A 22,536-nucleotide genomic window follows, 5' to 3' on the forward strand; every position below is an offset into this window, starting at 1 on the left:
CTTCGTGAACCTCTGTGTATCTCTGCGTTATAGCTATTACACAAAGTTTCACGGAGAAGCACGAAGTTGCACAGAGCAAAAAAACGATATTAAATAGTATTGATAATCAGGAATTTGATTTTTAATGCGTTTGCCTGTGTATATAACTATTAAAAAAGATCAATTAATAAATCTATCTATCTTAACAGACTAAACCTATCCCATACCATTATGAAAAAGACCGTTTTACCCTTTCTCTTTGCTCTGCTTTTCACGACAATTTATGCCCAGAAACGTAATGAATGGGAAAACCCTACTGTGGTTGACCGTAACAAAATTGAAGGACGAAGTGATTTTGTGTTGTATGAGTCGGCTTCAAAAGCGTTAAAGAAAAATCCCGAATCATCCCGTTTTTACAAGAGCCTTAACGGCACCTGGAAATTTCATATCGTAAAGCACCCTAACCAGCGTCCGAAGGACTTTTATAAGACAGACCTGGACGACGAGGACTGGAATGATATTCCCGTGCCTTCCAATTGGGAGTTAGAAGGATTTGATATTCCCATCTATACCAATATCACCTATCCGTTCCCGAAAAATCCGCCCTATATCGGTTACCCGGCCCAGCCCTCTAATAAAGAATTGTCGTCCGCCGGGTCCACCAGCCTGAACCTGGCCGGCAGAAAGGACAGTGAAGAAATTTACAATCCCGTAGGCTCCTATAGGCGTACGTTTACAATTCCGGACGATTGGAAAGGCAGGGAGATCATCCTGAGGTTCGGTTCGGTTTCCGGGTATGCGAGAGTATTTGTAAACGGGAAAGAGGCCGGAATGACCAAGGCATCCAAAACCCCGGCGGAATTCGATATTACTTCTTTGCTAAAAGACGGCGAAAACCTGTTGGCTGTCCAGGTTTTTCGCTGGCATGACGGCAGTTATCTCGAAGACCAGGATTTCTGGCGTTTAAGCGGTATAGAACGCGATGTTTATCTACAGGCTATGCCTAAAACCACCCTTTGGGATTACTTTTTGACCAGCGGGCTTACCCGTGATTATACCGATGGAAATTTCAACGTAAATGTAAAACTGAAAGAATTCGGAAAAAGCAATATCAAAAAAGCAAAAGTAAAAGTAACCCTGTTCGATCCGAAAGGAAAAGAAATTTATACAGAAACCAAGGAGGCAGGTAAACCTGCCGGGGAAGTACGCTTCCAAAAGATAATCCCGGAAGTCGAACAATGGAACGGGGAATATCCTAACCTTTATGCATATACTATAAGTCTTTTAGATCAAAACAATAAAGAAGTTGCCGCATTGGCCGGAAGAACCGGGTTCAGGGAAGTCGAGATCAAAGATGCCCGGTTGACCATCAATGGGGAGCCCGTTACCGTCAAAGGAGTAAACCTGCACGAACATCATGAAATAAAAGGACATGTGCCTGATCGTGAGATGATGCGTAAGGATATGGAAGTGATGAAGCAGAACAATATCAATGCCATCCGGATGAGCCATTATCCGCACGATACCTATATCTACGACCTGGCAGACGAATACGGTATGTATGTCGTTGACGAAGCCAACATCGAGACACACGGTATGGGTGCGGAATGGCAGGCGAACTTTGATAAATCAAAACATCCGGCTTATCTCGAAGAATGGGCGCCGGCACATATGGACCGTATGCAGCGTATGGTGGAATTTCACAAAAACCACCCGTCCGTTATCATCTGGTCGCTCGGTAACGAAAGCGGGAACGGACCGGTTTTCTATGATGGTTACGATTGGATTAAAAAACGCGACACCACGAGAATGGTACAGTTTGAACAAGCCGGAGAAAACCGCAATACCGATATTGTTTGCCCCATGTATCCTTCGATGGCCCACATGAAAGCATATGCGGAAGACAATACCAAAAAACGCCCGTTTATCATGTGTGAATACGCCCATGCTATGGGAAACAGTACCGGGAATTTTCAGGAATACTGGGATATTATAGACAGCAGCCCCCATATGCAGGGCGGCTTTATATGGGACTGGGTAGACCAGGGATTGAAAGCAGAAACTGCGGATGGAAAAGAGTTTTGGGCCTATGGAGGTGATCTCGGAGGAGAAGATCTGCAAAACGACGAGAATTTTAATGCCAACGGACTGGTAACTGCCGACCGGGAACCACATCCCGGGCTCATGGAAGTTAAGAAAGTATATCAGAATATCCGGTTTACTTTGGAAGGCAATACCATAGGTATACAAAATGAGTTCGATTTTACTAACCTCGACAATTTTGATTTCCAATGGAAACTGATGGCCGACGGGGAAATGGTAAAAACGGGAACCTTTAATGTCGAAGCGGCTCCGAATACCTCCGCAACCGTACATATCGATCTTCCGGAGCAGGAGGATAAAGAATATTTTTTGCAGGTATTCGCCCATACCAAAACGGCAGACGAGATAATCCCTGCCGGGCATGAAGTTGCCAGGGAGGAGTTTAAAGTGGGAAAGAATTCTTTCTTTGACCATCCCCGTGGCAATACCGCAGGTACACTGAAGATAAAACAGCAAGGAAATCTTCTTGCCTTTACCACCGGCCGGGTAGAAGGAACTTTCAATACGGAAACAGGAACATTTGAAAGTTATCATACCACCGGTAGTTCGGAAGGCCCCATATCGGCATTCCCGCAACCCTATTTCTGGCGGGCTCCTACCGATAATGATTTCGGAAACAGGATGCCGGAAAAACTGAAAGCCTGGAAAACGGCAACAAATCAATCCGAAGTAGTTAAGGTGGAAGTCGGTAAGAAAACGGAAAAAGGCCAGCCCATTACCGTTACCTACCAATTAGCCGGAGTAGAGGTACCCTATACCGTACATTATCTGTTGGAAAACAATGGGGATATCAAGGTGACTGCCAGTCTGGATTCGGACAAGGAACTTCCCGAACTCCCGCGTTTCGGGATGCGTATGATCTTGCCGGGAGCCTATGATGCCCTGGAATATTACGGCAGAGGCCCCTGGGAAAATTATGCCGATCGGAATACGGCTTCCTTCGTCGGAACGTATAAAGACAAAGTAGCAAACCAGTTTAGCTGGGGATATATCCGTCCGCAGGAGTCCGGGTATAAGACCGATGTTCGCTGGCTGCGGCTGAAAAATAAAACGGGAAATGGAGTTCAGATTACCGGGGAGCAGCCTTTAGGGTTCAGCGCCATGAACATTGCTACCGAAGATCTGGACCCGGGAGAACGCAAGTCTCAGCGCCATCCTGCCGACCTGAATGTACAGGACAAGGTATTCCTGCATGTAGATTACAAGCAACGCGGCCTGGGCGGCGATGACAGCTGGGGTAGATATCCGCATAAACCATATCGCCTGGAAGACAATTCCTATAGCTATTCCTATACGGTTACTTTGTTGAAATAATAACGGATAAAGGGCGGATTGAAAAAAATCAATGGGGTACAACAGTATATTTTTTAATCGTATATTTGACACTTAAAACCAGCGAAAACCAAAAAACATTTGATTATGAACAAGACTTTACGTTCCTGCATGAAGTTTGTCCTGTCCGCCTTTCTTCTTTTAAATTTTATTTCCTGCCAGACTGATAAAGAAGCCGATGGGTATTCGGCTTACTTGTTTACGTATTTTACAGGTAATGGCGGAAAAGAGGAGGCCATCCGCTATGCTATAAGCAAAGACGGTTACAACTATTACGCCTTGAACAATAACGAACCCATCATTGCTTCCGAAAAAATAAGTACTACAGGAGGTGTACGCGATCCGCACATTCTTCGCAAAGATGATAACAGTGGCTTTTATATGGTAGTTACGGACCTGCTGACCAAAAACGGCTGGAGCAATACCGCTATGGTTTTAATGAAGTCCGATGATCTCATGGATTGGTCTGCCACCGTAATTGATATTCCGGAAACCTATCCGGAATTTTCGGAAGTCCACCGGGTTTGGGCACCCCAGACCATCTATGATGAGGCCAAAGGAAAATACATGGTCTATTTTTCCATGCTGGAGCCGGATAGCTATGACAAGATCTATTACGCCTATGTCAATGAAGATTTCACCGCTTTGGAAGAAGCCCCGAAACAATTGTTTTTCAATCCTGCCGAAAAAGCGTGTATTGACGGGGATATCATTAAAAAAGATGGGAAGTTTTACCTGTTCTACAAGACCGAAGGAGATACGGATAAAGGAATAAAAGTTGCTATTTCCGATTCGCTGACCTCCGGGTATAAGCCGGAACCGGGCAATGTGGACCAGACGGATAAAGCGGTGGAAGGTTCCGGGGTATTTAAACTGATCGGTTCCGATGCCTATATTTTAATGTATGATGTCTATACCAGCGGGGAGTACCAGTTTACCAAAAGTACAGATCTTAAAGAATTCGAAGTCGTGGACGAGCAGGTATCCATGAATTTCCATCCCCGGCATGGTACCGTTATCCGGATCACACAGGCGGAGTTGGAACACTTGCTTCAAAAATTTCCGTCCCGTGATGTTTCCCCGGTTTTAACTGCTTCAAACCCGGCGATCAAAACCAATAATATAGTAGTAAATAGCGAAGAAAAAAGCATTTATCTGCCGGTAAAGGCGGGGCAGGACGTGTCCGCATTCGACCCCGGTTTTGTAACACTTCCTGGTACGGAAATACAGCCCGGAGGGCCCCGGGATTTTACCAATGGAAGCGTGGATTACCAATTGGGTTTCGGCGGTACGACCGAAGTTTATAAAGTTATCGCGGAGATAGCTAATAATCCTGTAGTAGAAGGCTATTATGCCGATCCCGAGATCATATATTCCGAAAAAAACGGGAAGTTTTACCTCTATCCCACCAGTGACGGATTCAACAGTTGGTCCGGAACTTATTTTAAAACATTCTCTTCCGAAGACCTGGTAAACTGGAAAGACGAAGGAACAATCCTCGATCTCCGAAAAGATGTTTCCTGGACCGATCGTAATGCCTGGGCTCCCGCGATGATAGAGAAAAAAGTTGACGGGGCTTATACATACTATTACTATTATACCGCAGGGCAACAGATTGGCGTTGCCGTAAACGATGAACCTTTCGGTACGTTTAGGGATAAGGGAGAAGCTTTGATCTCCGAATTCCCCGAAGGAGTAAAGAACGGTCAGAATATAGACCCGGATGTTTTTGCAGATCCGAAAACCGGAAAGAATTATCTGTACTGGGGGAACGGTTTTATGGCCGTAGCAGAATTGAATGAAGATATGATGTCCGTAAAAAAGGAGACTGTAAAAGTCATAACACCCGATGAAACATTTCGTGAAGGAACCGAAGTGTTTTTCCGGAATGGCAAATATTACTTCCTGTGGTCCGAAGACGATACCCGTAGCCCGGATTACAAGGTGAGATACGCTACGGCCAACAGTCCGTCGGGGCCATTGGAAATACCGAAAAACAATATTGTCATCCGGAAAGACGAAAAAAACAGGATACTCGCTACCGGGCATAACTCGGTGATACAGGTTCCCGGAAAAGACGAGTGGTATATTGTTTACCATCGTTTCACCAGGCCCGGCGGAGAGCGAATGGGAAGAGCGGCAGGTTTTCACCGGGAAGTATGTATAGACAGCCTGACGTTTAACGAAGACGGTTCTGTAAATGAAGTAATACCAAGCCTGAAAGGAATTTCAGGTGTGGAAATGGAATAGCTGAGAATACAGTATATAAATTCTTGAGATACAGGTAAGAGCCGGGGCAATGGGAAGCAGCAGTAGTTATTCTTTCCTCTCATGCCGGAATTTCCGTCTGCTATACGATTTCAAAACTAAAGTACAGGATGTCCCCGAAATACATAGGGTGCAATTCGAATCTGTTTTTCTATGGAGTTACCGATTTAGCTGGTTGGAATGCCTACTCTTATACGGGGCATGCCGACTTTTGCAGGAGAGATGCCAGCTTTTATACGGGGGATGCCAACTTTTGCAGGAGGGATGTCAACTTTTGTACGGGGGATGCCAACTTTTGCAGGAGGGATGTCAACTTTTGTACGGGGGATGCCGACTTTTGCATGAGGGATGTCAACTTTTGTATGGGGGATGCCGACTTTTGCAGGAAGGATGTCAACTTTTGTGCGGGGGGTGCCAACTTTTGTACGGGGAACGTCAACTTTTGTACGGGGGATGCTAACTTTATCTATAAGCATCCCGACATTACGAACTATTTGAGATTTGAAACAATTCGCCCTGGGTTATCAGGATGGCCCGCCGGGGGTATTAATCAACCATCCTTTTACCCCCTTAACCATTGCTTGAATTCCGAAGCCTTATTTTTACTTATAACAATATCGATCGGGGACCTGGGGCTGACTTCTATCTTCAACTGATTGTTCCCGTATTTGTAGATTTTGTCAATGCTGTTAATAGAGAGGATGAAACGTCGGTTTGCCCGGAAAAACAGGGCACTGTCCAGGTCGGAGAAGACTTCTTCAAGGCTGTTGTTACTGTGAAAGATCCTGCCGTCCCCGCAGCAAATATGGGTAACGGTATTCTCCATGTATATAAAGGCTATATTATCCGGTTCTATGGAGACGATTTCATCTTTCACATACGTCAACAATCTCTTTTTAACAAAATTATTCTCCGCGCCCTCTTCCGGATCGTTTTCCTTTGTATTTTCTTTATCTTCCACTTTTTGTTTGTACAGGATGAGATCGTGATTCAGTTTGGAAAGGGTGACGATTTCCCTGGACAGTCCTTCGTTCTTTATTTCCAATCTCTTTTCATAACGCCCGCTGATAAGGCGCACCATAAACAGGGACATCAGTACGATCAGCATACCGGACACGGCATAAGCAAGGATAAAATTGCTCTTGAGCGTCTGCATTCGCCCTTTAATATGGTTGATGTTGGCATGGGCGGCGATAATCCAGTCCGTATTTTTCACCGGATAGAGGTAAATAATCTCCGAATCCCTTCCTTCATCCGAAAATTCCCGGATACCGCCTGTTTCTTTTTTTTCCTTCAGGAGATTGTACAGGTCATAAGAGTCCGGTTCGGCATACACAGCAGGTTGAACAAAGGATTCTTCAGGAATTATCTGCTGTCCTATTTTTTCCGGGTCAGGGTGGCAGATCTCAACTCCCGACCAGTTGAACATACAAACAAAGCCCGATTCCATACTCGTATTCTCCAGGCTCCTTTGCAGGTTGTCTATCACCTGCTCCTTAGACAGGCCGTTCTCCAGTTGATACTGTACCAGGGAGGAAACCTCACTCGCTTCCCGTTTGCTAGATTCTATCTGGGTCTGCAAAAAATGATTGGTAGATATTTCCAGCAGGTAGTTCATGCTAAAATAGCCTACGATAAAGGTTACGATAGCCAGGCCTAAGAAAGTAAAAAAGTAAACTTGATCTTTTTTCATATAAAGGGTAGTATTTTACGGCGTGCAAAATACGGATTTTAAGAAATTATTAACAAATTAAACCAAAAGATTATTTACATCGGGTTTTTTAATCGGGTTTTTTCCTTTTTATCGGCTATTTTTTCCCTCTCGTTCAAATTTATTATATGTAATACATTTGATTTCAGTTAATTTGATGTGTCGAATTTAAAACAAATTTACACCATGAAAAAAACCTTATTTTTGTTTGCAACTGCAATTTCAGCCCTTTATTCCTGTAGCAGTGATGATGATTCCCCTTCCACACCGGATCCGGAACCTACGGGGAACACTATTGAACTGACAGAAAATTCCGAACATGGAACGATGCTTACCGACAGCGAGGGGATGACCTTGTATTTCTTCTCCGATGATTCCCGGGCGGCTTCAACCTGTACGGGAGGATGCCTGAGTGTCTGGCCCGTATTTTATACCGAAGACATTACCGTGGATGAAGGATTGGATGCAGATGACTTTGCAACCATAACACGGGAAGACGGGACAAAACAGACCACATACAAGGGATGGCCGTTATATTATTTTGCGAATGACAGTGACGCCGGAGATGTTAACGGAGACGGGGTAGGCGATATATGGTATGTTGCCAAACCCGATTATTCGCTGATGTACGTTCACGCTCAACTGGTAGGTCATGACGGCAAAAACTACATTATAAACGAAAACGGAGCATATGTGGAAGGCAATGGCGATTCTTTTTACATAACCGATGCCGAAGGGAACACGCTTTACGCATTTGCGCCGGATACCAGGGATAATAATACCTATACGAACGAGGATTTCTCCAATGATGCCGTGTGGCCGATCTTTCATATAGACCTGGACAGGCTTCCCAGTATATTGAATGCTGACGATTTTAACACGATCAGTGTCCACGGAGAGCGCGATCAATTGACTTATAAAGGATGGCCCCTGTATTATTTCGGACAAGATGAAACCAAAGGCGATAACAAGGGAATCAGCTTTCCTGGTCCGGGAGTATGGCCCATAGTGAACACGGAATCCGGCGAAGCCCCGGAAGCAACCGACGAAGGATAGAACAAATAATTTTAAAAAAGGGGGAATGGAAACAATTTCCTTTCCCCTTCATTTTATTTTAATGACCCATGATACCAGAAATTATAAAAAGAAACCGTGTGTCGGCCTTTGTTCTGCTTGCCGTTGGTATGATTTCCTGCGAGTATAATGTAGAGAATGAGGATATGGAACAGTTTCCATGCGATCCCGATATCTCTTTCACCACCGCGATCAGGCCTGTAATAGACAATAGCTGCATACAATGCCACAACGGTTCGGGGCATCCGCTCGATTTCCGCGATTTTACCGTGGTACAGAACAATGCCGAAAAGATTAAGGAGCTTACCCAGGCGAGGATAATGCCATTGCAGGGATCATTGACTTCGGAGGAAATTGCCATGATAGGCTGTTGGGTAGACAACGGAGCTCCGGACAATTAAAACTGGAAATTTATGAATAAAGTAAAACGTTCTGTCTATATCTCGGGCATAATTATAGCTGCGGGCGCTTTAATAGGTTCCCTGGTCTTTATGAAACTGTATAACAAACCCCATACCGATGTACATAGGGCTGATCCGGACTATACCCTTACGGCAACCACCCTGATAGAAGCATTTAAAACCGATGAAACAGGTGCCAATAGTTTGTACCTGGACAAGATTATACAGGTAGAAGGAGTTATAAAAGACATCAGTGCAACCGATGGCAACAGTGTTATCACCCTCGGGTTGGAAAATTCCGTAGAGAACATCATATGCAATATGTATCCTACGGAAAATAAAAAGGTACTTGGCCTGCATAAGGGACAAAAGATAGAGGTCAAAGGAATATGCACCGGCTTCCTGCTCGATGTTATCCTGGTCAGAGTAGTGATCAGCAGTTAAAACTAATAAATAAACAAAATGTATATCAGATTCATAATACTACTGGTTTTTATAAGTTGTAATTCCGTGTTGTTTTCCCAGGAAAAATATCTTACCAGGCAGGGAGAGATCTCTTTTTATTCCCACACCCCGGTAGAAGATATCCAGGCGGAGAATAAACAGGTGCTGAGTATAATAGATCTTTCTTCCGGAGAAGTCGCCATAAGCATACTGATGAAATCTTTCGTTTTTGAAAAAGCCCTGATGCAGGAACACTTCAATGAGAATTATGTAGAGTCCGATAAGTTTCCCAAAGCGACTTTTACAGGAAAGATATACAACCTAAAGGAAGTCCTTTCCGGAGACAATCACGTGGCAGAGGTAAAGGGAAAACTGACGATTCACGGTATTACAAAACCCGTGGAAATCGAAGCTAAAACCGATATGGAAGGCGATACGGTGACCCTGAAAGGAAAGTTTATGATAACCGTTGCAGACTACGACATAAAAATACCGGCCATTGTACGCAACAATATAGCCAGGGAAGTAGAGGTTTCTTTTAAGCTTAAACACCTGCCGTATAATTAATGTGCCAATTAGTCAATGAGCCAATGGGGCAATTAATGATCGAATTAAGGGTCAGATTTTTGTTTTGGCTAAAGATCAATTAATTGCGGTTTTTCAATCCGGTTATTAGGTTATTGAGTTACTAAATCTATAGGTATTGCCCAAATAACCCAATAACCAATAACTAAATCATAACAACGTATACCCTCTGAAGGCTATAAAGGTTTAATATCAATCCTTAATTCGCATTATTAACCGGTTGACCGATTTGCACGGCACATTATCGCATAGGCACATTAAATAAAAACTTTTAACCTATTTGAAATCAATGAAAAAAACAATATTCATATTGCTCTTCCTGTGTGTTTATACCCAGGTATCTGCCCAGGACCTTATGGAGATACTGGACGAAGAAACTCCGGAAAATAAAGAATACGTAAGTGCTGCATTCAAAGGCACCCGGATCATTAACGGCCATTCCATAGAAAACCGGAAAAAAGGCGTTTTGGAATTTCTCATTTCCCACCGCTTCGGCCGGATCAATGACGGTATAGACGAATTGTTCGGCCTGGATGATTCCAATATCCGCTTTGCCCTGGAATACGCCTTAACCGATGATCTGATGTTCGGTATAGGAAGGAGTTCTTTTGAGAAGACTTATGACGGCTTTGCGAAATACAAACTTCTCAAGCAGGCCACGGGAGAAAAACCGTTTCCGTTAAGTGTGTCCCTGTTCGGCAGTGTTGCCTGGAAAACACTAAAGGATTACGACCCGGAAGACAAGCCCGATTTCAGTGACCGTTTGTTTTATACCACCCAGGTACTCATCGCCCGGAAATTTAACGAAAACCTGTCGCTGCAACTTTCTCCGACATACGTACACCGCAATTCGGTAAAAACAGATGCCGATCCTCATGATATATTTGCCGTAGGTACAGGTGGCCGTTATAAACTGAGCAAAAGAGTGTCTGTCAACGCCGAATATTTTTACACGATTAACCCCTTAAAGTCCGTGGACACCAAAAATGCCTTTGCTTTGAGTGTGGACATAGAAACAGGCGGACACGTATTCCAGCTCATGGTCTCCAATGCCATTACCATGATCGAAAAGTCGTTTATCACGGAGACGACAGATGATTTCTTTAAAGGAGATATCCACTTCGGATTTAATATATCCCGGGCCTTTCAAATTGGTAACAAACGCCGGAAAATTCCGGGGGATGAAGAAAAGGAATGGTAGAAATATAAAAGGGAAGCTGAAGTAAAGAAACAAATAAAAATTCTCCGGATAATGCCTGGTCCTAAATAATCGATACAGATTATTTAGGACCAGGCATTATTTGTGATAGTAGTCATGGCGGATAACTTCAACAAACTTATACGGAATAGTGCGTGGTAACATCCCTTTATATACCAGCCCCTTAATAACCAGGTAACCGAATAACCAATACCTTAAATTCACTATTTTACATTTTCTTAAAGTTGGCTTAGTACAAATTTTTATTCCTTTGTGGAATGAAAAGGGAGTCTGCTATAATCAGTACTTATGTAGAGCAGATTAAAGCTTCTGATGAAAAGGCTTTTAATAAGCTTTTCGGACAACTTTGGGAGCCGTTGTATAATTATGCCTTTTCCTTACTTGAAGATAAAACCCTGGCTAAAGATATGGTCCAGGATGTCTGGATGAACTTCTGGGAGAGGAGACAGGACATCGAAAACAACAATATACAAGCCTATTTGTATAAAGCGGTGAGGTTCCGGGTATTCAAAGAACTGCGGGATTCCAAACTGAAAAAGTCTCACCTGGAGGCTTTACAAACCGTTTACAATGAAGATGGTGCCGAGGACAGCCCTGTCCTGAGTTTGGAGGAAACGAAAGAACTTCTGGACAAAAAACTAGCTGTACTGCCCGATAAGTGCAGGGAAGTTTTTAAACTGAGCCGGTTGGACGGCCTGAAGAACAAAGAAATCGCCGAAGAACTGGGAATTTCCGAAAATACGGTCGAAAATCATATTACCCGGGCTTTTAAACTACTCAAAAAAAGGCCTGCCTTTCCATTATCCGTTTTATTTGCAGCCATTCTCGAATACTTCACAACGTAAACATAAAACGCAACGATCGTTAAGATAACGTAAACAGGAAAAGGGCTTTTGGCTCTCCTGTGTTATGTAATGATTAACAATTTTATATGCGTAGGGGTAAATTGAAACTCCCGGTATATATACACAACAAAGAATACCTGATGACAGAAAAACAGTTTAAAACACTATTGAACAGATTCCTTGAAGGAAAGGCCACAGAGCAGGAAATAAACGATATCGAAAAGTTCGAAGATTTCTTTTTGGATAAAAACAAGGGGAAGGTGGCCCATATCAGGGATAAACATATAATAGGAAATGAAATTTATACCGGTATTAAAAAACGCATCTCCCCGGTTCGTTTCTCCTGGACACGAATTGCAGCTTCCGTAGTGTTTTTAATAGGTATGGGATATGGCATATTTTACCTGGCCGGAACTCCCGAAAGCATTGTAGTATATAACGAATCATCACAACCGAAAGAGATCACCTTACAAGACGGCTCGGTAATTACCTTGAACCGGAACAGCCGGATAGTGTATACCGATGAATTCGGGAAGGCTGACAGGAATGTAGAATTAACCGGGGAGGCTTTTTTTAAGGTAGCTAAGGATCCTCTGAAACCATTTCTCATAAAAACAGGAGAACTAAATACAAGAGTGGTAGGTACCCGGTTCAATATTAAGCAAAACAGTGCATCGGTAAGCGTTACCGTATCCGAAGGGAAGGTTAAGGTGTATCACGCAAAAGATACGGTCAACCTTACGGCAGGCAGGCAGGGAGTGTATAGGCTTAAATCCGGAGAATTGGAAGAAAAACAGGTAAACGCTTCACTGTATACATTGTGGCAAAAGGATAAAATAGAACTGAACGGTGTTACCATAGAAGATCTATGCATAGTGCTGCATGCATTATACGATATCGAAACGGTTTTTGAAAACCAGGAATCTAAAAAAGTATTGATATCCATAACATTAAATAAAAACGAACAACCGGAAGATATCATGAGCCGGGTAAACCTGATCAATGAAGTCAAACTAACTAAAACACAAAACAATATGATAATGGTAGAAAAAAACAAATGATCCGAAGGTATAAAGAGCCTGCGTCAACAGGCTCTTTTCAGAAAGCGTCGAAGTAAATAGTCAAAAAACAACAACACTTAATTTTATGAGCTTAAAAAAACTCAGGTATAAAATAGCATATACCATTACTTTTCTATTGATGTTCTCCACATCACATGCTATAAAGCAGAAAAACACCGAAGAAGCAAAAATAAGCATTAATCTGCACGATGTTACCCTTGTCCGGATTTTTTCCGAGATCAGTAAAAAAACGGATGCGCAGTTTTCCTATGGCGAATTTGTGATAAAGAACAGGAAAAAGTATAACACTGTTTATAAAAACCAACCGTTAAAGACCATCCTGACACAACTTGGCAAAGAAGCCGGGTTTGAATTTACGGTAAAGGGAAACAATATTATTATTCACAATGCCGTGACTTCCGGAACAACACCGCCCGGCAATACACTTCAGCAAATGGATGTAACCGGTACGGTAACCGATGATACCGGTACACCGTTACCCGGAGCTACCGTATTGGAAAAAGGGACAAGCAACGGGGTAACAGCCGATTTTGACGGTAATTTTTCTATCCGGGTTTCCGGACCGGATGCCGTATTGCAGGTTTCTTATCTGGGGTATCAGTCGCAGGAGATAAAGGTGAATAACCAGCCCGTCCTGGAGATCGTTTTAAAAGAAAACAACACGGCCCTGGACGAAGTGGTCGTTGTAGGCTACGGTACACAACGTAAAGTAAATCTCACCGGCGCCGTAGACCAGGTGGGGAGCGAAGTATTCCAGAATCGTCCCATTCCGAATATAACACAAGGGTTGGTAGGAGTAGTTCCCAACCTCAATATCCGGATGCTGGACGGAAAACCCACACAATCCCCCAGTTTCAATATCCGGGGTACAACCTCTATTGGACAGGGAGGAAACGCTCTCGTTCTCATTGACGGTGTGGAAGGAGACCCGCGAATGCTGAATCCTAACGATATAGAAAGTGTATCCGTATTGAAAGATGCAGCCTCGGCCTCTATCTACGGTGCCCGGGCGGCATTTGGAGTGGTATTGATTACCACCAAATCTGTTAAAGAAGGAAAAACTTCTATCAGTTATTCCACCAATTACTCCATCAAATCGCCTACAACCGTCCCGGACAATATTACGGAATCCTATCCCTGGGCCAAGAATTTCAACGATGCCTGGTCCAACTGGAATGATAACGGCAACACTCCTACGGCAATAAACAAAACGCTGGCTTTTTCTCCCGAGTATTTAGAAGAGATCAAGCGCCGGTGGGAAGATCCCTCCCTGCCACGCGTTGACATCGATCCGGAAACGGGAGAATACATCTATTTCTACAATACGGACTGGTATGATGTATTGATGAAAGATCAGTTTATGGCCCAGGACCACAACCTGACGTTCTCCGGCGGGAACGACAAGGCTGCCTTTTACCTCAGTGGCCGGTATAACGGGCAGGACGGATTGTTCGAATACAATTCCGATAACTATAAAATGTACAACCTGAGAGCTAAGGGAAATATCCAGCTCAATGATTGGCTTTCCATGGAGAACAACATGGAATTTTCAAAGATGGATTACCACCAGCCCCTGAACGTAGGGGAGGGGAGCGGTATCTGGCGGAACATGGCCGATGAAGGCCACCCTTTGGCCCCTCTTCAGAATCCTGACGGTACGCTTACGTTCCCCGCAGCCTATACGGTGGGAGATTATTTCATAGGCCGTAACGGGATCGATACAGAACGCCGGTTTTTAAAGAACCAGATAGCCGCGAAGGCCGAATTCCTGGATAAGAGCCTTATTCTCAGAGGAAATTTCACCTACCAGACCACAGATGTCGGGACCAATCAGAACCGGGTACAGGTGCCTTACAGCCGTTACGAAGGGGTTATAGGATACACAGGTACCAATACCAATGACATACAGGAACGCAGGCAGACCACGGAATATATTGCTACCAATATGTATGCCGATTATACCCGGTCGTTCTCCGATATACACAATTTTCACCTGTTGGTCGGGTTTAATTACGAACAATCCGAGTATAAGAACCTTACGGCCCGTCGTAACGGGATCGTTTATGAAGATGCGGATGACATTAATCTCGCATTGGGACAAAGTATAACTACCCAAGGAGGCTTCCAGAAATGGCGGATTGCAGGAGGTTTTTTCCGGGTGAACTATAACTTTAAAGAGCGTTATTTGCTCGAAGTTAACGGGCGTTATGACGGTTCCTCCAAATTCCCTACCGATGAGCAATGGGCTTTTTTCCCTTCGGCTTCCGTGGGCTGGAGGCTCTCCGAAGAACCGTTCTGGAAACCGGACCCGAAGATACTGTCCAATGTAAAGATACGGGCTTCTTACGGCTCCCTGGGTAACGGGAATATCGATGCCTATTCGTTTACGGAAAACTTTTCCATTTCCCAGTCAGGCCGTATTATTAACGGCGTACGTCCGCAGCAGACCGGCCAGCCGGGAGTAGTGCCTGCGGGACTCACCTGGGAAACTTCCACCACAGGTAATATTGGCCTGGACTTTGCCATGCTCAACAATCGCCTGACGTTTACCGGGGACCTGTATCGCAGATGGACCAAAGACATGTTTACTACCGGGCCCACTTTGCCGGCGGTATTCGGTACGGGTGTACCCAAGGGTAATTATGCGGACCTGGAAACTACCGGGTGGGAGATCTCCGTGAACTGGAAAGACCGGTTTTATATGAGCGGCAAACCGTTCAACTATGGAATACGACTGATGATGTCGGATTCCTGGGCCGTCATTACCAAGTATAACAACGAACGCAAAATACTCACCGACTATTACGAAGGACAACGTATAGGTGAAATATGGGGCTATCAGGTAGAAGGGCTTTTTCGTTCGGAGGAAGAAATTGCCAATTCACCCAGTCAGTCCAATGTGCAGAGCACCAATACCAGGAGAAATTATGTAGGAGATATCAAGTATAAAAACCTGGATGGAGACGATGTGATCTACCACGGTGAAAATACGGTAGATAACCCCGGTGATAAAACCATTATCGGTAATTCCGAACCGCGTTACATTTATGGCATTAACCTGGATGGGGACTGGAACGGGATCTTCTTTTCAGCATTTTTTCAGGGTGTGCTTAAGCAGGACTGGTTCCCGTCAAGCGAATCGCGTTTCTGGGGGCAGTACAATCGTCCGTATAACCCGTACCCGAGCTGGCAGGAAAACAATATGTACCGCGAAGAACTGGGCAATTTCGATGCGTATCTGCCCCGCCTTGTCGGATACAGCCAGTTAAACGATCAACCTAATGACAGACACATACAGAATGTGGCATACATCCGTTTACGGAATATCCAGTTAGGGTATACTTTGCCGGCAGACTTCGTGTCCAGGTTCGGTGCCACGGATGTTAAGATCTATATGTCCGGCGAGAATTTGTGGACCTGGTCGCCGCTGTACAAATGGACAAAAGATACGGATGTAACCAATATTTATGGTTCGGACCGGGATCTGAGTGGCGGAACCAGTGGGGATGGTTATAATTACCCGATGCTGAAGGCCGTTTCTTTTGGATTATCCATAAACTTTTAATCATCTGATCATTGAAAAAATAAATAGAGTATATGAAACTATTTGATTACTTTTTAGCTGCTTTAATCCTGGTGTCTTTTTCCGCTTGTGACCTGGATGAGACTCCGGTGGCGACCGCTACACGAGATGCCGTATTCGGGTCCGAGAGCGGAATGGAACTGTACGTTAACTCGTTTTACGATATCCTGCCCGGGCCGGATCAGGGCGTGTTTGCCATAGACAACACCTCGGACTTTGTAGCCCGTAACGGAGTGGATACCTATCTTACTCCCAATGCGTTGAGCCCTGTTACCAGCGATGGATGGGATTGGACGAAGTTGCGAAATATCAATTATTTTATTGAAAACGCAGAGGAAAGCGAGGTAAACGAAAAAGAATATTACATCGGCGTGGCCCGTTTCTTCCGGGCGTTATTTTACTTTGATAAAGTAAAACGTTTTGGGGATGTACCCTGGGTAGATCGGACGATTGATGTCACTGATACCCTGACCTTAAATGCTCCCAGGGATAGCAGGTTTGAAGTGATGGATAAGGTATTGGAAGATTTAAACTATGCCATTGCAAATATTACCCTCACGAATGACCCTTCCTGCACACGTATTACGCAAAACGTAGCCCGGGCCTACAAGACCCGGATATGCCTGTACGAAGCTTCGTTCCGTAAGTATCACACGGATTACGGTATGCAGGGCACAGCTGGCGCCTGGTACAGGGAAGTGATAAATGAAGCTAATGACATCAGCGGATTTACCCTGCATGAGGGGACTAATAATGAACTGTCTTATAGAGAGTTGTTCATTACACGTACTCCTTATACCGATGAAACGCTGCTCGCCGTGGTATTAGATCCGTCCCTGCAGGTATTCAGTTCGGCAAACAGGCGTTTTATCAGTCCCACCTATGGCAGTCGCCCGGCGTTGACCCGTCAATTCGTGAATATTTATCTCAAACTGGATGGTACACCGTTTACGGCCGATCCTGACTATGAAACGATGCCTTTTGTAGAGGAGGTAAAAGATCGCGACCTGCGTTTGAAACAAACCGTCCGCCTGGGGGATTATCACCGTACTGAGAATGGTGTCCCTGTCATCGCTCCCCCGAACCTTAGTCAATCCTGGACAGGGTATCAACCTATCAAATGGTGTTATGACGAACGCTTTCCTTATGACGATGAAAGCCTTAACGATAATGCCCATATCATCATGCGCTGGGGAGAAGTATTACTCAACAAGGCAGAAGCCCTGGCCGAACTGGGAGAAATGAACGATGCGGAGTGGGCTTCCACCATTGGTGAATTGCGTCAACGTGCAGGTATTACCGGCCCTACGCTTACCACCATGCCAGCAGAGGCCGATCCGTACCTGGTAGATTATTACCTGGGGAAATTTACCGATCCGGTATTGCTGGAAGTCATGCGGGAGCGGACTATTGAACTGGCTTTTGAAGGATTGCGCCCGGACGATCTGAAACGCTGGCACATAGGAGAACTTTTTCAGGAAGCCCCGATGAACGGGATTTATGTTCCGCAATTAGGGGAACAGGATCTGAATGGCGACGGTGTTATGGATGTGTGTTTCTATCAGGGAAACCAGCCGGAACCTTCTAATTCTTCCGTAGTGATGATAGATGTTTCACCCAACACCGCTGCGGGGCGTCGCTGGCTTTCCAACGGCACTTCCGGGGAACTTATGTATAACCCGGGCGACCGGGAATGGCAGGATAGGAAATATCTTTATCCCATTCCCCAGGCAGATCTGGAGCAAAACCCGAAACTGGAGCAAAATCCAGGATGGTAAAAGTTTATATGAATTTTAGCTACGGATTCACGGATAATAGGATTATCTTTTCTGAAAATTATTCGTGTATCTGTGGCAAAACAGACTTCTGGTCTGCTATAAAAAACCTATGGATTTCTAACGATAGTAGTTTAGTTAAATATATTTGGAGATGAAAATCAGATTTTTAAAAATTATTGTTTGTCTTTTGACAATATCAGCATCTGCCCAAAGTAAACATGATGGAGAAATATGGGTGGCGAGTTATAACCTACGAATGGATACCCCCGGGGATAGCCTCAATTCCTGGTCGCATCGCAAGGAAAATGTCAAGGGCCTGATCCGGTATCACGATTTTGATATTTTTGGTACACAGGAAGGGTTTTTACATCAATTGGAAGACCTGCTCGAATTACCGGGGTATACCTATTTCGGAGCCGGTCGTGACGATGGGAAGCAGGCCGGGGAACATTCGGCCATCTTTTACAGGAAAGACCGGTTTACCCTGACGGACTCCGGTAACTTCTGGTTAAGCGAAACGCCTGAAGAACCGGGTAAGGGCTGGGATGCCACCTGTTGCAACAGGATTTGTTCCTGGGTAAAATTAACCGATAAGCAAACCGATAAAACCTTTTATGTGTTCAATGTGCATTTTGATCACCAGGGGGTAATCGCACGGCGGGAATCGGGTAAATTGATGGTGAGCAAGATCAAAGAGATTGCCGGGGATGCCCCGGTAATATGTACCGGAGATTTTAACTCTACACCGGAAACGGAACAGATTATTGGTATGGAGGCTGTTGTGCGGGATTCCTATACGATAACAGAGACTCCTCCTTACGGCCCGGTGGGAACCAGTAACGGATTCCGCTTTGAAGCTCCTATGAAACATCGTATAGATTATGTATTTGTGAGTAAGCATTTCAAAGTGTCGGAGTACGCAGTGCTCACCGATGCAAAAGACCAACGATACCCTTCGGATCATCAGCCGGTAGTAGCCCGTATCCGTTTTGCAGAATAGCCCCATATCTTAGTTTGATTTCATACCGGAGCCGGCCGCAATTGGATTTGTGGCCGGTTTTTTATTGGTCGGGATTTCGGGTTTAAAACCCTGCTTCGGACAGTATTTTCAGCCACGGATGCACGGATAATTTTCAGACTATTATTCATGTATCCGTCGTAAGATAGTTTGTCGTTTAACGAAATCGAGGAATATTATTGTTAAACAGGTAATTCGGAATGGGAAAAGGATATTATTTTCCTTAAATTAGCACGTATATCAAGAATTTAAGCTTATGAACCCACGTCGTGACTTCCTGCAAAAAATAGCAGCTTCGGCTGTATCTTTACCGTTTTTATCCTTATACGGTTATTCAAACTATCTCGACTTTAGCAGTGATCCTTATGACAGGCCCGTATTACGTGTGGCCATTATGGGACTCGGAAGTTACGGAACCCGGGTAGCCAAAGCTATGCAATCCTGTAAACGGGCCAGGCTGGTCGGCGTGATCAGTGGAACGCCTGCCAAGATCAAAGACTGGCAGGCGAAGTACAATATCCCGGAAAAGAACTGTTACAATTACGAAAATTACGACAGTATCAAAGATAACCCGGATATTGATGCCGTATATGTTATTACACCGAATGCACTTCATCATGAGGGCGTGTTGCGGGTAGCCGCTGCCGGAAAACATGTTATATGTGAAAAACCTATGGCCTTAAATGCCAGGGAAGGGCAGGAAATGGTAGATGCCTGTGAGAAGGCGAATGTGAAACTACTGGTCGGTTATCGCATGCATTTTGAACCGAATACTCTCGAAATCATCCGGATGCGAAATGAAGGTGAATTTGGGAAGATACTTTTTTTCCAGGGACTGAGCGGTTTCCGTATCGGTGATCCCGGTCAGTGGCGGCTGAATAAAGAACTGGCAGGTGGTGGCGCTTTGATGGACATAGGTATTTATTCCATTAACGGCGCCCGTTATATGGTAGGCGAAGAACCCCTCTGGGTAACGGCACAGGAAAAAAAGACAGACCCGGTAAAATTCAAAGAAGGGGTAGACGAAACCATCCTGTTTCAGCTGGGTTTCCCCGGTGGAGCGGCCGTTTCCTGTTTGTCGACCTATAATATGAACAACCTGGACCACTTTTTCCTGAATGGCGAAAAAGGATTTGCCGAATTACAACCCTCCACCGGTTACGGCCCTATAAAAGGGCTTACACACAAAGGGGAATTAACAAAGCCACATGTAACTCACCAGACCGTACAAATGGAGGAAATGGCCGCGATTATCCTGGAAGACAAACAACCTGTTGTACCGGTTGACGGAGCAGAAGGTGTGAAAGACCTGAAGATCATCGATGCTATTTATAAGGCTTGTAAAACCGGGGAGAAACTGGAACTGGAATTATAGAAAATAAATTAGAACCTTTTAACATTACACACCCAAAGGTGTTTTTTGGCAGGAAATTCCGGGCTTGGTTTTTACCTTGAACACATAAATTATCCTTTATTTCCGTGTGTTGTATATTAGCAATAGCTCCGCTACCTTAGTACATGACAAAATTCAATTCTGCAGGATTTTCCTCTCCCGAAAGCTTTCGGGATTTGACCCCGGCCATTTCGACTGTCCCGATATTTATCGGGATCAATGCACCGCCTAAAGGGAGATCCCGATAAATATCGGGACGAGGAAAATCGGGTTCCCCTGCCTGCCGGCAGGCAGGCTTTAGGGGTAGGGTAAAACTGATTTTCCGACAAATAGTGCCAAAATCTAATTTTGTCATGTACTAAACTCCGCTACTTATCATTTTTACTTTCCCTTACACAAAAAACATACACGGCTTTTTATAAAAAAGACGGATAAACACCTAGGAAGGGTCGCCTCTTACGGTATTATAGTTCGTGAACTTTTTTAAATCTTAAAAAAAATACTAAAGAAAAGTTAAAATATTGAATTGAAAAATCATTAATTTTGAGGATTAACCAAAAAACAAGGATATGAAAACACTTAAAAAAATCCTTTTGGTGTTGGCAATTTTAATTGCCATTCCACTTATTGCGGCACTTTTTGTAAAAAAGGACTATACGGTAGAGCGTGATATTACGATCCAAAAACCCAAACAGGAGGTCTTTGACTATGTAAAATACCTTAAAAACCAGGATAATTACAGCACGTGGGCAATGATGGATCCCGATATGGAAAAAACGTATAGCGGAACAGACGGTACCGAAGGGTTTGTCTCGGCCTGGAACAGTGAGAAAGACGATGTGGGGGCGGGCGAGCAGGAGATCAAAAAAATAACGGAAGGAGAACGAATAGATTTCGAACTCCGCTTTTTTAAACCGTTCGAATCCGTTTCGCCGGCATACATGGCCACCGAAGCCACTACGGAAAACGAGACCAAAGTAACATGGGGTTTTGAAGGGCATATGAACTACCCGATGAACCTGACGATGGTATTCATGGATTTTGAAAAGATGATCGGCGACGACCTGGCAACCGGTTTAAACAATTTGAAGGAAATTCTGGAATCCCGTAAAACAATAGCCGTCGGCAGCAGGGAATTTTTGCTCGACTATTTTAAGCAAACTGCAGATAATCTGGCGGAAAGTGTGTCCGGTTTGAGTGAGACCCGGTTACAATTCAAGCCCGCAAAAGACAAATGGTCCGTAAGCCAGTGCCTGGAACACATTGTCACTACGGAAGGCATGCTGTTGGGCATGGCCCTGAAAGGTTTGGAAGGTCCCGCCAACCCGGAGGAAAAGGACGAAGTGAAATTTTCCGATGAAGAACTCATAGCATCCATTACCGACCGGAGCCAAAAGGCGGAAGCCCCGGCGGAACTCCAGGGAAAAGGCAAATATACCGATCCGGAGACCGCTATCCGGGACCTGGAAACGGGCCGTAAAGCCGTTTTGGAATACATAGAAAACGCTTCTATGGAAAATTTACGGGATCACGTCGTGGAATTCCCTTTCGGGAAAGTAGACGGTTACCAGTCTTTATTGTTCGTTGCCGCACATAGCGCAAGGCATACCCTGCAGATAGAAGAGGTAAAGGCCGATCCGGGTTTTCCTGAAAATTAGGAACAGGAAGCAGGCCACCGGGAAGTGAGAATAAGGTTACTGTCGATTTATATACAAGACTGT

General features: G+C 44.5%; 16 protein-coding genes. 14 read left to right on the forward strand and 2 right to left on the reverse strand.

Going from position 1 to position 22,536, the window contains the following annotated elements:
• The first annotated feature begins 210 nt into the window (after positions 1-210).
• Positions 211-3,396 (forward strand): beta-galactosidase, LacZ type, encoded by a 3,186-nt coding sequence (lacZ, locus tag ACVBDU_RS20495; RefSeq protein WP_447181560.1) that lies wholly within the window; start codon positions 211-213, stop codon positions 3,394-3,396.
• A 105-nt stretch (positions 3,397-3,501) separates the two neighbouring features.
• A complete protein-coding gene (locus ACVBDU_RS20500; protein WP_447181561.1) occupies positions 3,502-5,664 on the forward strand; it encodes a family 43 glycosylhydrolase in 2,163 nt (720 codons plus the stop codon).
• Between the two features lie 185 nt (positions 5,665-5,849).
• Here the strand turns inward: ACVBDU_RS20500 and ACVBDU_RS20505 are convergent, their stop codons facing one another.
• Both ACVBDU_RS20505 and ACVBDU_RS20510 read right to left on the reverse strand, forming a co-directional pair.
• Positions 5,850-6,158 (reverse strand): ribosomal eL19 family protein, encoded by a 309-nt coding sequence (locus ACVBDU_RS20505; protein ID WP_447181562.1) that lies wholly within the window; start codon positions 6,156-6,158, stop codon positions 5,850-5,852.
• Between the two features lie 86 nt (positions 6,159-6,244).
• Entirely contained in the window at positions 6,245-7,375 is a 1,131-nt protein-coding gene (locus ACVBDU_RS20510; protein ID WP_447181563.1) for a LytTR family transcriptional regulator DNA-binding domain-containing protein, read from the reverse strand.
• Positions 7,376-7,579: 204 nt separating this feature from the next.
• Between ACVBDU_RS20510 and ACVBDU_RS20515 the strand changes: the two genes are divergently transcribed.
• The 12 genes from ACVBDU_RS20515 to ACVBDU_RS20570 all read left to right on the forward strand — a co-directional run bounded on the left by ACVBDU_RS20515 (position 7,580) and on the right by ACVBDU_RS20570 (position 22,473).
• Positions 7,580-8,449, forward strand: a complete 870-nt coding sequence (locus ACVBDU_RS20515) for a COG4315 family predicted lipoprotein (RefSeq protein WP_447181564.1) — start codon at positions 7,580-7,582, stop codon at positions 8,447-8,449.
• Positions 8,450-8,547: 98 nt separating this feature from the next.
• Positions 8,548-8,868 (forward strand): hypothetical protein, encoded by a 321-nt coding sequence (locus tag ACVBDU_RS20520; RefSeq protein WP_447181565.1) that lies wholly within the window; start codon positions 8,548-8,550, stop codon positions 8,866-8,868.
• 12 nt (positions 8,869-8,880) lie between these two features.
• Positions 8,881-9,312 (forward strand): OB-fold protein, encoded by a 432-nt coding sequence (locus tag ACVBDU_RS20525; RefSeq protein ID WP_447181566.1) that lies wholly within the window; start codon positions 8,881-8,883, stop codon positions 9,310-9,312.
• Between the two features lie 18 nt (positions 9,313-9,330).
• The gene (locus ACVBDU_RS20530; RefSeq protein ID WP_447181567.1) at positions 9,331-9,879 is read left to right on the forward strand and encodes a YceI family protein; all 549 of its coding nucleotides are present in this window, start codon (positions 9,331-9,333) and stop codon (positions 9,877-9,879) included.
• Positions 9,880-10,186: 307 nt separating this feature from the next.
• A complete protein-coding gene (locus ACVBDU_RS20535; protein ID WP_447181568.1) occupies positions 10,187-11,098 on the forward strand; it encodes a DUF5777 family beta-barrel protein in 912 nt (303 codons plus the stop codon).
• 275 nt (positions 11,099-11,373) lie between these two features.
• Positions 11,374-11,961, forward strand: coding sequence for an RNA polymerase sigma factor (locus ACVBDU_RS20540; protein ID WP_447181569.1), 588 nt, complete (start codon positions 11,374-11,376; stop codon positions 11,959-11,961).
• A gap of 86 nt (positions 11,962-12,047) precedes the next feature.
• Entirely contained in the window at positions 12,048-13,022 is a 975-nt protein-coding gene (locus ACVBDU_RS20545) for a FecR family protein (protein WP_447181570.1), read from the forward strand.
• Positions 13,023-13,107: 85 nt separating this feature from the next.
• Positions 13,108-16,608: a SusC/RagA family TonB-linked outer membrane protein gene (locus tag ACVBDU_RS20550; protein ID WP_447181571.1), complete on the forward strand. Its 3,501-nt coding sequence runs from the start codon at positions 13,108-13,110 to the stop codon at positions 16,606-16,608.
• 32 nt (positions 16,609-16,640) lie between these two features.
• Complete coding sequence (locus ACVBDU_RS20555; protein WP_447181572.1) at positions 16,641-18,404, forward strand: RagB/SusD family nutrient uptake outer membrane protein; 1,764 nt, start codon at positions 16,641-16,643, stop codon at positions 18,402-18,404.
• Positions 18,405-18,591: 187 nt separating this feature from the next.
• A complete protein-coding gene (locus ACVBDU_RS20560) occupies positions 18,592-19,404 on the forward strand; it encodes an endonuclease/exonuclease/phosphatase family protein (RefSeq protein ID WP_447181573.1) in 813 nt (270 codons plus the stop codon).
• Between the two features lie 274 nt (positions 19,405-19,678).
• Entirely contained in the window at positions 19,679-20,797 is a 1,119-nt protein-coding gene (locus ACVBDU_RS20565; RefSeq protein ID WP_447181574.1) for a Gfo/Idh/MocA family protein, read from the forward strand.
• A gap of 587 nt (positions 20,798-21,384) precedes the next feature.
• The gene (locus ACVBDU_RS20570) at positions 21,385-22,473 is read left to right on the forward strand and encodes a DinB family protein (protein WP_447181575.1); all 1,089 of its coding nucleotides are present in this window, start codon (positions 21,385-21,387) and stop codon (positions 22,471-22,473) included.
• Positions 22,474-22,536 lie beyond the last annotated feature (63 nt).

This window comes from Sinomicrobium endophyticum (assembly GCF_052983315.1).

Excerpts from the sequence above, each read along its gene's own strand:
- lacZ (WP_447181560.1), top strand. The coding sequence starts at position 211 with ATGAAAAAGACCGTTTTACCCTTTCTCTTTGCTCTGCTTTTCACGACA.
- ACVBDU_RS20500 (WP_447181561.1), top strand. The coding sequence starts at position 3,502 with ATGAACAAGACTTTACGTTCCTGCATGAAGTTTGTCCTGTCCGCCTTT.
- ACVBDU_RS20505 (WP_447181562.1), bottom strand. The coding sequence starts at position 6,158 with ATGCTTATAGATAAAGTTAGCATCCCCCGTACAAAAGTTGACGTTCCC.
- ACVBDU_RS20510 (WP_447181563.1), bottom strand. The coding sequence starts at position 7,375 with ATGAAAAAAGATCAAGTTTACTTTTTTACTTTCTTAGGCCTGGCTATC.
- ACVBDU_RS20515 (WP_447181564.1), top strand. The coding sequence starts at position 7,580 with ATGAAAAAAACCTTATTTTTGTTTGCAACTGCAATTTCAGCCCTTTAT.
- ACVBDU_RS20525 (WP_447181566.1), top strand. The coding sequence starts at position 8,881 with ATGAATAAAGTAAAACGTTCTGTCTATATCTCGGGCATAATTATAGCT.
- ACVBDU_RS20530 (WP_447181567.1), top strand. The coding sequence starts at position 9,331 with ATGTATATCAGATTCATAATACTACTGGTTTTTATAAGTTGTAATTCC.
- ACVBDU_RS20535 (WP_447181568.1), top strand. The coding sequence starts at position 10,187 with ATGAAAAAAACAATATTCATATTGCTCTTCCTGTGTGTTTATACCCAG.
- ACVBDU_RS20540 (WP_447181569.1), top strand. The coding sequence starts at position 11,374 with ATGAAAAGGGAGTCTGCTATAATCAGTACTTATGTAGAGCAGATTAAA.
- ACVBDU_RS20545 (WP_447181570.1), top strand. The coding sequence starts at position 12,048 with ATGCGTAGGGGTAAATTGAAACTCCCGGTATATATACACAACAAAGAA.
- ACVBDU_RS20550 (WP_447181571.1), top strand. The coding sequence starts at position 13,108 with ATGAGCTTAAAAAAACTCAGGTATAAAATAGCATATACCATTACTTTT.
- ACVBDU_RS20555 (WP_447181572.1), top strand. The coding sequence starts at position 16,641 with ATGAAACTATTTGATTACTTTTTAGCTGCTTTAATCCTGGTGTCTTTT.
- ACVBDU_RS20565 (WP_447181574.1), top strand. The coding sequence starts at position 19,679 with ATGAACCCACGTCGTGACTTCCTGCAAAAAATAGCAGCTTCGGCTGTA.
- ACVBDU_RS20570 (WP_447181575.1), top strand. The coding sequence starts at position 21,385 with ATGAAAACACTTAAAAAAATCCTTTTGGTGTTGGCAATTTTAATTGCC.